Source organism: Geomonas edaphica (assembly GCF_004917075.1).
GTDB classification, from domain to species: Bacteria; Desulfobacterota; Desulfuromonadia; order Geobacterales; family Geobacteraceae; genus Geomonas; species Geomonas edaphica.
In genome coordinates, this window is record NZ_SSYB01000002.1 from 605,451 (window position 1) to 618,775 (window position 13,325).

At 59.4% G+C, this 13,325-nt stretch carries 11 protein-coding genes; 9 read left to right on the plus strand and 2 right to left on the minus strand.

What is annotated here, in order from left to right:
* The first annotated feature begins 23 nt into the window (after positions 1-23).
* The 9 genes from E8K79_RS08900 to E8K79_RS08940 all read left to right on the plus strand — a co-directional run bounded on the left by E8K79_RS08900 (position 24) and on the right by E8K79_RS08940 (position 10,592).
* A complete protein-coding gene (locus E8K79_RS08900) occupies positions 24-1,472 on the plus strand; it encodes a lipopolysaccharide biosynthesis protein (protein ID WP_136514434.1) in 1,449 nt (482 codons plus the stop codon).
* Positions 1,473-1,503: 31 nt separating this feature from the next.
* On the plus strand, positions 1,504-2,337 hold the full coding sequence (locus tag E8K79_RS08905; RefSeq protein WP_136514435.1) for a glycosyltransferase: 834 nt from the start codon (positions 1,504-1,506) through the stop codon (positions 2,335-2,337).
* On the plus strand, positions 2,334-3,884 hold the full coding sequence (locus tag E8K79_RS08910; RefSeq protein ID WP_136514436.1) for a phosphotransferase family protein: 1,551 nt from the start codon (positions 2,334-2,336) through the stop codon (positions 3,882-3,884). The genes E8K79_RS08905 and E8K79_RS08910 overlap by 4 nt, the downstream gene beginning before the upstream one ends.
* On the plus strand, positions 3,881-5,110 hold the full coding sequence (locus E8K79_RS08915) for a glycosyltransferase family 4 protein (protein ID WP_136514437.1): 1,230 nt from the start codon (positions 3,881-3,883) through the stop codon (positions 5,108-5,110). Before E8K79_RS08910 ends, E8K79_RS08915 begins: the two co-directional genes overlap by 4 nt.
* A gap of 2 nt (positions 5,111-5,112) precedes the next feature.
* Positions 5,113-6,390 carry an O-antigen ligase family protein gene (locus E8K79_RS08920; protein WP_136514438.1) on the plus strand — a complete coding sequence of 426 codons (1,278 nt, stop codon included), beginning with the start codon at positions 5,113-5,115 and terminating at the stop codon, positions 6,388-6,390.
* A complete protein-coding gene (locus tag E8K79_RS08925) occupies positions 6,387-7,523 on the plus strand; it encodes a glycosyltransferase (RefSeq protein WP_136514439.1) in 1,137 nt (378 codons plus the stop codon). Before E8K79_RS08920 ends, E8K79_RS08925 begins: the two co-directional genes overlap by 4 nt.
* A 113-nt stretch (positions 7,524-7,636) precedes the next feature.
* A complete protein-coding gene (locus tag E8K79_RS08930) occupies positions 7,637-8,476 on the plus strand; it encodes a polysaccharide deacetylase family protein (RefSeq protein ID WP_162604632.1) in 840 nt (279 codons plus the stop codon).
* Positions 8,473-9,612, plus strand: coding sequence for a glycosyltransferase family 4 protein (locus E8K79_RS08935; RefSeq protein ID WP_162604633.1), 1,140 nt, complete (start codon positions 8,473-8,475; stop codon positions 9,610-9,612). Before E8K79_RS08930 ends, E8K79_RS08935 begins: the two co-directional genes overlap by 4 nt.
* Positions 9,609-10,592, plus strand: coding sequence for a glycosyltransferase family protein (locus E8K79_RS08940; RefSeq protein ID WP_136514442.1), 984 nt, complete (start codon positions 9,609-9,611; stop codon positions 10,590-10,592). The genes E8K79_RS08935 and E8K79_RS08940 overlap by 4 nt, the downstream gene beginning before the upstream one ends.
* 7 nt (positions 10,593-10,599) lie before the next feature.
* On the opposite strand, the gene E8K79_RS08945 is transcribed toward E8K79_RS08940, so the two are convergent.
* Positions 10,600-11,421 carry a hypothetical protein gene (locus E8K79_RS08945; RefSeq protein ID WP_136514443.1) on the minus strand — a complete coding sequence of 274 codons (822 nt, stop codon included), beginning with the start codon at positions 11,419-11,421 and terminating at the stop codon, positions 10,600-10,602.
* 34 nt (positions 11,422-11,455) lie between these two features.
* Positions 11,456-13,231 carry an Ig-like domain-containing protein gene (locus tag E8K79_RS08950; protein ID WP_246043772.1) on the minus strand — a complete coding sequence of 592 codons (1,776 nt, stop codon included), beginning with the start codon at positions 13,229-13,231 and terminating at the stop codon, positions 11,456-11,458.
* Between the last annotated feature and the right edge of the window lie 94 nt (positions 13,232-13,325).

Here is a 13,325-nt window from a genome sequence, read left to right on the forward strand (position 1 = left end):
GCCGCGATGATGGATGAGGTTGCATGGGGACCGTAAGGGACATAAGCAGACACACCCTGATCTACACCATAGGGACGTTCGCGCAGCGCGCGGCTGGATTTTTGTTGCTCCCCCTCTACACGAGGTTTCTGGCCCCCGCCGATTACGGGGTCTTGGAGCTGATAAGCCTCACCACGGATGTCATCTGCATGATTTGTGGCCTGGGGGTGGGGGCGACCGTTTATCGCTTCTACGCGAAGTACGACGCCGTTAGGGATAAAAACGCCGTGGTGAGCACCGCTTACGGCGTGATGGCCGCGCTTTTCGGCGTCACAGTGGCTTTGTGTGTCCTTTTTTCAGGCCAAGTCTCTGCGCTCGTCATGAGCGACAGGGCCTACACAGGCTACTTCGTCGTCGCGTTTCTTTCCCTTCTCTTCAACGTTGGCATCGAGGTCCCGTGCCTGCACCTGAAAGCGACGCAGCGCTCGGTAATGTTCGTCTCGGCGAGCATGTTAAAGCTTTTGATGCAGATCGCCTTCAACATCTACTTCATAGTCTTCCTGAAAAGGGGGGCGCTGGGGATCCTTGAGAGCACCCTGATATCGAACGTCGTCATGTCCTGCCTGCTCTCGGTGATGATGTTTCGCGACGTCGGTTTCAGCTTCAGCAAGGAAAAGGCGCGTGAGATGATCGTCTTCGGGATGCCACTAATCCTCTGGTCCCTGGGGAGTTTCATCCTCACCTTTTCCGACAGGTACTTCCTGAAGGCCTTCAGCGATCTCGCCACGGTCGGCGTTTATTCCCTCGCCTACAAGTTCAGCTTCATTCTCACCTATTTTGCGGTCGCCCCTTTCCAGCAGATCTGGGAACCGCGGCGCTTCGAGATATGGAAACAGGCTGGCGGCAGGGAGATCTACTTGAAGGTATTCCGTTACTCGAACCTATTGATGGTGTCCTGCGCGCTGCTCATCGCCATCTTTTCAAAAGAGGTAGTGGTGCTCATGGCCGATACCGCGTACCACCGGGCCTACACGCTGGTGCCGGTTTTGTTGCTGTCGAGCATCTTCCAGGCCTGGACCTCGTTTTGCAGCTTCGGGATATTGATGGAGAAAAAGACGAGGGAGTTCGCCTTGTGTGCGGTGTTCTCCACGTTTTTTGCCATTCTGGCCAACTTCCTGCTCATCCCCCGTTGGGGTGCCATGGGGGCGGCCTGGGCGACGGCGATCGTATTCGCCATCCGCTTCGTCGCGGTGTACCTCTTATCGCAGCGCGCCATTTTCATCACCTACGACTGGCGGGAGGTGGCCGTTTTGTCGGGTCTGGCCCTCGCGGTGTGGTACGCGAAATCCCTTTTCGACGCGCAACCGGCCGTTGTTTCCATAGCCGCCGGCACGGTGCTCCTTGGTTCCTTCCTGGCTTCCGTCTACCGCACCAGCCTAAGCGGCGACGAGCGGCGGGCCCTTGCGCACTTTTTGAGAGGATTGCCGTCATGACCGGCACGCATCAGGCAGGCACGAGGTAAACATGGCCAAAGTCGTCCCCGTGATAATAGTCACTTACAACAAGGTGCACCAGTTCACCCTCCCTTGCCTGGCGTCGATCGCGAGGGACGGCGAGTTTCTCTCGAGGGTGGTTGTGGTCGACAACGCTTCGACCGACAGCACCGCCGAGATAGTGTCGCGCCGTTACCCGGATGTGCACGTCATCGCCAACTCCAGTAACTCCGGTTGGGCCGCCGGCAACATCGCGGGGATCGAATACGTGCGTGATACCTTCGACTTCGACTACGTCTGCCTGCTAAACAGCGACACGGTGGTGCCGCGTGGATGGCTCTTAAAGCTGCGGGCCGCGCTGGCGGCTAACGAGCGGGCGGTATCGGTGGTACCCACCGAGCAGGTCGAACACTCCTCCTGGCTTAAGTCGTTTTACAACAGCTACTGCGCCGAGAGCGCGCTGGCCACTACCTTGAAAAGACTCCCCCCCTTCAACAGGCTCACCGGCAGGGGACTCGCCCTCCCCAAGGAAAGCAAACCCGTGATGGGCGAAAGCGCTGCCGGCAACATGGTCGAGGTTGACAGGCTCGATGCGCGGCTGGAAAAGCGCTATCGCGGCGCGGTCGAGGAGCTAGATTATCTGAAAACGGGTTACTGCGTGCTGCTGCGTCGCTCCTTCCTCGATGATTTCATCGGCTATCTCGACGACTTCGAAGATCTCTTTCCTGCGAAGTCCGTGGGGTACTGGAAGGGGCTCGCCGCGACGCGAGGCCACGTCCACCTGGTGGCGAAGGGGACATACGTTTATCACTACCGCGGCGGCAGCGGAGGGTATTTCGCCAAGTCCCCGGGGGGGGACCCATGACGCCCCCCCCCTCTGGACCAACCGGTTACAACGCGGGCGACAACCTGCTGCACCTTCTGGGACTGGCCCCAGAGAGCCGGGTGCTCATCGTCGGCGAGGAGCTAAGGCCTTGGTGGGATAGGTTCAGGGACTGCCGCTTCATCGGTGATCTCTCCTCTCTCCCCGCGCCCGACACCTTCCTGCTTTTGCTCGTGGATCCGGCGTCGGCGGAGGCGGCATTGGACCCGAAGGGTGGTTTTGCGGTCCTTAAAGGCGTGATGGCTCCAGAAGCCGTGCTCCTCGTTTTTGCAGTAAACCGCTGGGGCCTGCGGCACCTGAAGGCCCGGATTCGCGGAACGATGCCGACAAAAGGTGCGCGGTTCGGCTACCGTGGGCTGCAAAGAGCGCTGGCTGAGGCCGGTATTGACGGTCAGCGCCTGTTCGTCCCGATGGGGCCGCTTTTCGAGGCGGATGAATTCGCCGCCCCCGGCACGGAGTTCATGGAGATCCCGCGGCACTGGAATCGTGCCTATCATCTGGCCCACAGGCTGGGTGCTTACCACGAGATGGCCGATGGTTTCCTTGTCGTCGCCGGGGATCCTCCGCTCGAGTTTCGCGGCACGGTACGCGCCATTACCGATTGGCTGGCGGCAAACGGGGAGGGGGCGCCGCGGCTTCGCGTGGAACGTTTCGATCTGCGCCTCCGCGGTGCCCTGGTGCTTTTTCTGAAGGAGCGGGGGAGACCGGGTGGGATGATCGCCCGCCTTGTCTCCGATCCGGCACTGGCGTCCACCCTGGGCAAAAACGCGGCGTTCCTGACCTCCCTGCGCGACGCGACCGCCGGTTGCGACGCGGTGACGGCACTGCTTCCGCACCCCTTGCTAAACCGCTGCGTGGACGGTTCCTCCGTCTTCGTCGAATCGCTGCTTCCCGGCGTGATCGCCTGGAAGGTCGTTTCAAGTGATAACGGCGAAGGTATCGCCTTGCAGGCGGCCGACTTTCTCGTCGCCATGCGCGATGCAAGTTCGCAGCGGGTGATCCTGCGGGAGCGCACCCTGGATGAGCTGATCCCCACCAGGCTGGCGGAAGAAGGCGTCTCCGGAGACCGGGAAGTGGCCGACGGCTTCGCGAGGGTGGCCCATGCCCTCAGGCAGGGGCTCGCCGACAGGGAACTGGGCCTTGGTTGCTCTCACGGCGACTTCGGGTACGGAAACATCCTGGTCGACCCCGGTTCCGCTCGGCTGACCGGGGTCATCGACTGGGACACGGCGAGGCTAAGCGAGTTGCCCGGTGTCGACTTTTACAATTTCCTGCTGCAGCGAAGCCGGATCGAGAAGGGGAGCGGTCTTTTCTCGGCCTGGCAGGATCTGGTGCGCGGCTTGGTCTTCGAGCGGTACCGAGAGCTGTGGCTTAAGTTGGGAGTGACGGAAGACCTGAGGGACGCGGTGGGGCGTCTTGCCCTGCTAAGGTACCTGGCCCGTTCCGCCCGCTACCCAGCGGTGTTCTCAAGCGAGCGCGACGAGTGTCGCTCAGTGCTCGCTCATGTGCTCTCAGAGTGGCCGGCATGAAAGAGAAGATGCGAATACTCACACTGGATAACAGTTTCACCTTCGGCGGCGCCATCAACAGCCTCGCGCACATGGTGAAGGCGCTCGACCGCGAAACTGTCGAGGTCATTCTGGTGACCGGTCAGCCGAGGCCGTTCGTCGAAGAAGCGTTTCCGGGCACGACGTGCTACCACTACCGGCCGAAACTCTCCTGGGTGGACAACGGGTGGTATCGCCGCATGACCGGCTTTCCGCCGTTCGGCATGAGGCCGCTTAGGCGGGCCCTGAACGCCCTCAGGTTTTTGTACTGGTGCCTGTTCGTTTACCTGCCCGAGGGGGTGCGCTATTACCGGATCGGGAAAAGGCACGGCGTTCACCTGGTGCACCTGAACAACATCTTCGGCAGCCAGATAGCGGGTATCGTCGCCGCGAAGCTATTAGGGGTTCCCTGCGTCGCCCACCTGAGGGATTTCGAGGAGGTGGACCGTGTGACGAGGTTCCTTGCGCGCCTGGTGGACCACCACGTCGCGATTTCCGGCGCCATCGAGGCCAACCTCTTGGAACTTGGCGTGAAGCGGTCGCGGATATCGGTCGTGCACGACGCGATCGACCTGGAGGCATTCGTGGGAGCGCCACCGATCGACTCCCTCTGTGCCGAATTCGGTATTGCCCCAATAGCCCCGCGCTACGGGATCTTCGGGAGGGTCATCGACTGGAAGGGGATCAAGGAGTTCATCCTTGCCGCCCGTAAGGTGAAGGACGCGGTTCCCGATGCCGTTGCCTTCATCGTGGGAGGCGCGTCGGACGGCACCGCTGCTTTTTACCAAGAGATGCAGGACCTTGTGCGCCGGCTTGGGTTGGAAAAGGACGTGGTTTTCACCGGTTACCGTCAGGACATCCCGGCGCTGATGGGATTCATGGACGTGGTGGTGCACGCCTCGAACCGCCCCGAGCCCTTCGGCATGGTGCTGATTGAGGCAATGGCCATGTCGCGTCCAGTGGTGGCGACCCGCGCTGGCGGGCCTTTGGACATCGTCGAAGAAGGAACAACGGGGAAACTGGTCGATATGGGTGACGTGGCCGGCCTGGCCGATGCCGTCATCGTCTTGCTGCGCAACCGCCCGCTCATGGAAGCCATGGGCAAGGCCGCGCGTCGCCGGGTCGAAAAACATTTCCACAACGGGCTTTATGCCGGCAAAATGCACGACGTATTCAAAGAGTGCATTGCGCAAGGCAACGGGGATTGAATATGGCTTCAGTCGAAACAGTCGAGATCGGCAGCTCGGGGTATTCCGAGCTCATCAGAATGAAGTTCGGTACCCTGTGGCGGGGATTCAATAGGGAAGGACTGCTCTTTCTCCTTGTGAACCTGTACCTTTTCTTCGAGTACGTGCGGCCCCAGACGCTTTACCCCGCCCTGGATGTCGTTCCATACAACAAGATCATCATCATATCGACGCTGGTTCTGCTCCTGATAAAGCCGGAGCGACCTCCGGTCAAGAATCCCTTGAACGTTTTGCTCGCCTGCTTCACCATCGTGGTCCTTCTGTCTTCGCTTTTCGCGATGTCGCCGGCCATCGCTTTCGACAAGCTCACGGTTTTCATCTCCTGGGTCATCATCTACTATCTCATAACCAACATAGTCAACAGCAAGGAGCGCTTCCTGATCTTCCTTCTGCTTTTCCTTCTGTATAACCTGAAAATGTCCCAGTTCGCCGTGAGGGGATGGGCGCAGATTGGGTTCGGCTACGGCAAGGACGGTACCGGTGGCGGGCCGGGCTGGTTCCTCAATTCTGGGGAGTTCGGCATCGAGATGTGCATTTTTCTGCCGCTTTCCACCTACTATTTCCTGGCTTTGCGGCGCTCCTGGTCCCGCGTGAAGCAGTTCTTCTTCCTTTTGATGCCGGCCACCGCGGTCGCCGGCATCATATCCTCTTCTTCTCGGGGCGCCCTGCTCGCAGGTTTCGTCGTCGCGCTCCTGATGTTGCTAAAAAGCAGGAAAAAGATGCTCGCTTTGGTGCTCTTCGTCATGCTTTGCGCCGTAAGCTACCGCGTGCTGCCCGAGGAGCAGCACGCCCGCATACAGTCGGCCGGCACCGACAGCACCTCAGTCAACAGGATGGAACGCTGGGAGAAAGGGTTCGTCATGGCGAAGAAGTACCCTGTCCTTGGCGTCGGTTACGGGAACTGGTCCATCGCCGACATCGAGATGTTCTCGGGATCCGGTGACTTCTCGCATAACGTCTTCGTCGAATGCGTCTCCGAGCTTGGGTACAGCGGACTGACGGTCTTCACGTTGATGATACTCTTTAACTTCGTGGTGAATCGCAGGACGAGGTTGCTCATGGCTAGGCGGCGCGAGGGGAGCGATTTCATCATATTCATGTCGCATGGGCTCGATGCCGCCTTGGTCGGTTTTCTCGTCGGCGGTTTCTTCGTCACCGTGCTTTATTATCCGTATTTCTGGATCAATACCAGTCTCACGGTTGCGCTCAACCACATCGCCGAAAAAGAGGCCGCTTCTTGAAAGAAAACATCCTTTTTCTCATCGACTCATCGGAAACCGGGGGCGCCGAAACCATATTCCTCGAGATCGTTTCACGCATCGACACCGGCAGGTTCGTGCCGCACGTCGCCGTGCTGTACGACGGCTGGCTGTACCGCGAACTGGTCAAAAGGGGCATCACCCCCTGCGTGCTCCCCAACCGGAAGGGTGGATTCGACTTCCGGCTCCTTGTGGGCATCGTGTCGTACCTCAGAAGGCACAGGATCGACCTCGTCAATGCCCATCTTTTCACCGCCAGCGTCTACGCCACGGTCGCCGGCACCATGTGCGGGGTGCCGGTCGTCTCTACCTTCCACGGCACGATGGATGTGGACGCCGAAGATCCCGGCAAGAGACTCAAGTGGTGGGTGCTGAACACCTTTTCGGCTCGGGTCGTTTACGTGTCGTCCTTCTTGCGGGACTTCTACGTCAAAAACGCCAGCGCCTCGAGACAAAACGCGGAGGTCATCCGCAACGGCATATGCATCGACGGTTTCCGCGGCTCGATGTCGAAGTGCGAGGCCCGTAGCCGCCTCACCATCGAGGAGGGGGCCCTGGTAGTCGGGTGTGTGGGGGATCTGCGCCCGGCAAAGGACTATGGCTCGGCGATCCGTGCGGCGGCTTTGCTGCGGAAGCGTTTTGATAATCTGCACCTCGTGATCGCCGGGAGCGTCACCGATCTGCTGGAAGGGTTGCGGGATCTCGCCACATCCTTGGGCATCGCCGACAGGGTGCACTTCATCGGGCATCATCCGCACATCCAAGAGGTGCTTCCCGCCTTTGACGTCTACCTTTCCTCCTCGACTTCCGAGGGGTTCTCCCTCTCCATCGTTGAAGCGATGGCGGCCGGAGTCCCCGTCGTCGCCACCAGGAGTGGAGGCCCCGAGGAGATAGTGGTCGACGGCAAGACAGGCTTGCTCGTCGAGGTGGCCAGTCCGGAGAAAATCGCCGAGGCCGCGGCTGCCATACTCCTAGATGCCGCGCTCGCCTCTTCTTTGAAGCGCGAGGCTTACGTCGACGTCTCCCGCAGGTTCTCCATCGACCACATGATCGAGCGGTACTCCGACCTCTTTTGGAGGCTCGCAGGCAACGCGGCAGCTCCGGAGGCGGCATGAGGCTTCCTTGCATTCCATGGCTGACGCGACGGCGGCGGGTAAGCCCATTCATCCTCATGTACCACAGGATACTGGATCGTCAGGATGAAGGACCTTTTCCTGTTCAGCCCGGCATGTTTGTCACGACGGAGCATTTCGCGGAGAACATCAGGCACCTGAAAGAGCGCTACACGATCGTTCCGTTGGACGTCCTGCTGGCGGGAGTATTCGAAGGTGAGGGGATGAAGGATCATTGCGCCATCACTTTCGACGATGGGTGGGAGGACAATTACCTGCACGCCTTTCCCGTCCTCGCCAGCGAGCGAGTTCCGGCGACGGTTTTCCTCTCCACTGCCTATATAGGGACCGAGAAGTGGTTCTGGTTCGACGAGGTGGCTTTCTTCATGAAAAACGGAGCGAGGTTCGACGCGCTCCGCTCGCTTGCCGGACCCGGGGCGGAAAGCGTCGTCCGGGCGGTCAGGGGCAAGCCGAGACGGCTCGGGGACTGGATCACCGATGTCGTCCTCGCCATGAAAAACACCGATGGCGAACTCCTCTCGGCCGTCGCATCGGAGATATCGGAGTGGAATCGGGCCTTCACCCCTGCCTCCAAGGTGATGCTCGATTGGAAGCAGGTGGTCGAGATGAAGAATAGCGGCCTGGTGGGCTTCCACTCCCACTCGCACAGTCACAAAAACCTGGACCGGCTGTCGATGGCCGAGGTACTCGAAGACGTGCAGACCTCTTTGGATTCTCTTCGTGCCCATCTGGGGCAGGAAGAGCCCGGGATCTTTTGCTATCCCAGCGGCCGGTTCGCACCCGAGACAACGTTGGCGCTAAAAGAAATGGGGTTTCGGTATGCGGTCACCACTCAAAGAGGAGCGGTCACGCCGGATGACCCCTTCGCCGTCTGCAGGGTAGGTATCCATGACGACGTCTGCAGTAAGGTCTTAAACGGGGTATGGAATTTATGAAACGGCCAAGCATCCTGGGGTTTTCCAGCAACCCGCAACTGGCGCAGCAGGGAGTCTCATGCACCAACGCCTTGTTGTGCACCCACCTGAAAGAAAAAGAGTGCGTCTCGCGCATCTATCCCGCTCACTTGTCTAGGTACGAGCGCTATGGCATCTTCCTGCGTAATTTCTCCTTCGACAAGGACACCTGGTTTTTCAAGGACCGGATCTCCGTCGAAAAGGCGCGGCTGAAAAGCGCCGCGGTGGCCAGGTCGATCGAGGACGGCCCCTTGCCTGGCAACGTGTGCCTGCAGATAGGCTCCGACTTCGCGCTCCATGGCATCGAGCGGCTAAAGCGACTTCCAAAGTTCTCCTATCACGACAACAACATCCTGGCTTTTTTGAAGAGCAACCACGGCCTCGACCTAAACGCCCTCAAGGGCCCGGTCGAGCGGATCGTCGCCTTCGAACGGGAAGTGTATGCCAACCTCGACGGCATATTCACCATGACCGACTTCCTGAAAAACAGTTTCGTCAACGACTTCGGCATCGAGCAAGCGCGCGTTCACACGATAGGGGTCGGGTGCAACCTTCCACCAATCCCCGATTTCAAAAAAAACTACAGCGGAAGCACCGTGCTCTTCGTCGCCAAGGATTCCTTCGTTCAGAAGGGGGGGGAGGAGCTCCTGGCAGCCTTCAAGATCGTGAAGCGCAGTATCCGCGACGCGAAGCTCGTGCTGGTCGGCCCCGAGATGAAGACGGACGATCCAGACATCATATGCACGGGGTTCATCGACAAACGCTCGAAGGCGGGCGAGGAGCGCCTGATCGAACTGTACAAGTCCGCCTCCGTCTTTGTCATGCCAAGTCACGTGGAGGCGACCGGTAACGTCTTCATAGAGGCCATGTCGTGCAAACTCCCCTGTATCGGCGCGGACCTGTCGGCCATGCCTGAGATCATAAATGGTAACGGTAGTGGCATGGTGGCGAAACCAGGTGACGTTGACGACCTCGCGCAGAAGATGATAGCGATCCTTGCCGATCGCCGGCTCCAGATAGAAATGGGCGAGGCGGGGTTCTCCGCCGTGCGGAACAAATACAACTGGAACACCGTGTGCGACAAAGCCTTGGAGATCATGGGAAGCCACCTCAAATGACCAAGATATGGTTCACCTGGGAAAAACAAAGACGCAACAGCGGCATCGCGGCGGCCATAGGCGCCAGGTTGTGCGAACTGATCTCGGACCGGTCCCGCCTCTTGCGCTACCTGTTCCTTGGCCGGGAAACCCTTTCCCTGATCAAATCGCTCAAACCGCAGGTCGTCGTGGCGCAGAACCCGTCCATCGTGCTGGCGACGCTTGCCGTGGGCTTTAGGCGCCCGATGGGCTACACCGCGGTGATCGATGCTCACAACAGTGGGATCTTTCCAAGTGATTCCAAGACCTCATTGCTGCGCCGGCTGAGCATACTGCTGCAAAGGCATGCCGACCTCACCATAGTCACCAACCGGTATCTGGCCCGTCACGTGGAGGACAACGGCGGCAGGGCCTTCGTCCTTCCGGACCGGCTGCCCAAGGCTCAGCCTCCCAATGGATTCAAGCTGCGGGGCGACAAGAAGGTGCTTTTCATCTGCACGTTCAGCTCCGATGAGCCGTTCGAGGAGGTATTCACCGCGGCAGGCGGACTGGATGAAAGCTACACAATTTTCGTCACCGGCAAATACCAGGGGAAGGTGGACAGGGAAAAGCTTTCGCAGCGGGTGGTGCTACTTGGCTATCTGAGTGAAGAGGACTATTGGGGGGCGTTACATAGCGCGGATGTCGTGATGGACCTGACCACCAGGGAGGACTGCCTTGTGTGCGGCGCCTACGAGGGGATTTCCGTCGCGAAACCCCTTGTATTGTCGGACACCAGGATAAACAGGGAGTATTTCGATAAAGGATGCGTGTATGTCGCCCCGGCTTCGGAGAGCATCCGGGAAGGGGTGGTGGCGATCTTCGAGAACGTGGATCGTCAGCGGGACGAGATCCTTAGGTTAAAAGGGGCGCTGGAAAGGGAGTGGGATGCTAGGTGCCAGGAACTCCTCAGGGAACTGGAGTCCCTGGCATCCAAAGAACGTTCGCCTGTCGCCGGCTAGATCCGGATCACGGCGTCTTGATGAGGTTGGTTGGCGCGATCACCGCCGCGAAAGGAGCGTCGGCGAACTCGACGTCATCGAACCAGATGGTCATCTTCGCGTAAGAGTTCGAGTAATCGCCGAAGGAGATCCTGTCTATCACCGGGACATCCAAATCGTTTCTGTTCTTGCAGTTGGTAACCCAGACCAGTTTTTTGCCGTTGACTGCCAGCCACATTTCTCCGTCGGCGTTTCCGTTGGTGTTGTATCTGTTATAGGTCGTCACCTCGTACCAAGTATTCGCCGCGGGCACGAAGGTCGACGGCGCTATGTAGGCGCTGGTCCCTATGAAGGTATCGCTCCCCCCGTCGACCGTGTTGGGAGGGGTGATGCAGACTTGGGTGTCGTTCGTGGCGCTTGAACCGTTTCCATAGCAAAGGGTCGTCAGGTATGAGGAATTCGACGTCACCGGGCCGAAGTTCCAGGTCCAGTTGGCATACTGCGAACCGTTGGTGATGACGCCGAAGAGCTTCAAGAACTTGATGCCACCGACTGCGCCCGAGGCGACCTTGAACTTGAACCTCGTGTAAACCTCGCTCTTGTTCAAAGGCTTGATGCTGTAGCTAAAAGGCGCGTAAAGGGAGCCGCTGTAGGTGAATTTTATGGCCTGGCTGCCGTTGTAGCCCCCCGTCGGGTCGAGAGTGATGTTCGTGGTCTCAAGAGACCAGTTGGTCTTGACCGATGTCATGTCGGTATAGGAGTTGAAGTTATCGGAAAAGAGCGTGGCGGCGAATGCCGAGGTTTGTATGGAGACAACGATTGCCACGGTTGCTACCGCTTTGATGAACATTTCATATCCTCCGAATGTTAGTGGCGTGTCCGCATCACTTTTTTCTGGGCGTTCTTTTTGACGTGGCATTGTAGACCGAAACCCCGACGCTGGTAGATTGGTTTACGTTGCCTGCCGCGTCGTACGCCTTGGCTGAAAGTGTGTAGCTGCCGTTGGCGACGGTCGTGGTGTCCCAGTTGTAGCCGTAGGGCGCGGTGGTAGAGGTCGCCTGCAGCACGTTGTTCCTGTAGAACTCCACCTTGCTGACACCCACGTTGTCGCTTGCGTTGGCTGCCACCGCTACGGTCCCACTCAGCGTCGACCCGGCTAGTGGAGAGGCAAGGCTGACGGTAGGGGCGATCAGATCGTTTGACACGTTGATGGTCACGTTTTGCGACAGCCCGAGGTTGCCGGCCGCGTCGTACGCTTTCGCCGTCAGGGTGTAGATGCCGTTGGCGACACCCCTGCTGTCCCAGCTGTAGCTGTAAGGGGACATGTTGGTTGCAGAGAGAAGGGCGTTGTTCAGGTAGAACTCGACCCTGCTCACCCCCACGTTGTCGCTGGCGCTGGCGGCGATGTTGACGGAGCCGCTCACCGTAACGTTATTGACGGGGGAGGTGAGGGATACGGTGGGGGCTGTGACATCGCTCGCCACGTTTACGGTCACGTTTGATGACTGCCCGATGTTACCCGCCGCATCGTACGCCTTGGTCATGAGCGTGTAACTCCCCGGGGGGAGGACGCTGGTGTTCCAGGAGTAGACGTAGGGGGACGTAGGTATCGTCGTCTGTAGCGCACCGTTCACGTAAAACTCGACCTTTGTCACGCCGACGTTGTCCGTGGCATCGGCGGTGACCGAGACCGTACCTGCCACCGTCACCGAGTTAGAGGGGGAGGTGATGGTGGTCGTAGGGGGCTGCGTCTCGGCGACCGTCACCACATTCGAGTAGGCGCTCTCCTCGCCGGCTGCGTTATAGGCGGTGACGGCGAAACTGTAGGAGTGGGAAGAATCGAGGTTGGATATCGTGGCAGCGGTGAGGTTTTGCACGTCAACCGGCGCCGGTCCCTGGAAGGGCTGCGTCGAGGAGTCCGGTTGGTAGTGCACCTTGTAACCGACGACACTGGCATCGGTGGAGGGGTCCCACTGCAGCGACACCGAGGAGGCGGAGGCCGCGCTGCTCATCCCCATTGACATGATGGCGGCGATGACCGCGTTCACGCACATCTTTTGGAGGCGTACCGCGCGGTTAATTTCGCTCCTATGCAGGTACCCTTCGGAGACGAGGATGTCACCGAGTTTCTTGCCGGTTTGCCCCTGCTTGGTGAGGGCCAGCTCCAACTGGTCTCGCGTGATGTGGCCGGTAGCGACAAGCAGTTCGCCAAGCCTCAGTGGGGTGCCTGCAGGGGTTCGCTGGTTCTTCTGCCAGTCGAGAAGCCCGTGCAACTGCATCTCGGTTAGCATCCCCAGGCGCATGAAGACCTCGCCAAGACGATCTCCACTTCGCTTCTGCTCGGAGATCGCCTGATCGAGCTGCTGCGCTGTTATTCGCCCCGACTGCACCAGCAGGGCACCCAGAAGCTGCCGGTCGCCGGCGGCTAGCTTGACCGCGTCCTCAATCTGGTTTAGGTGCTGTTGGATGGAGAGCGGGGCCGCCACGTCTTCCGGCCTCAACACCCCCATCCTGACCAGGACCCCGCCGAGGAGCTCGCGGGTCGCTTGTTGCTCCCGAAGGGCTTGCTGCAGGGAGCGCTTCGACACGAACTTGCCGTCAAGCAGTATCTGGCCAAGCGCGCGTCTGGAAATCCTTTGAAACAGGTTTGGGCTCTGCATGATCAGCTCCTTTCTATGGAGAGTGGCACCGTCTCGCTCTGCAGTGGCGTTCTTCAGACATGCGCCTAAAAATGGTGCGAGTTCGAAATGCTCA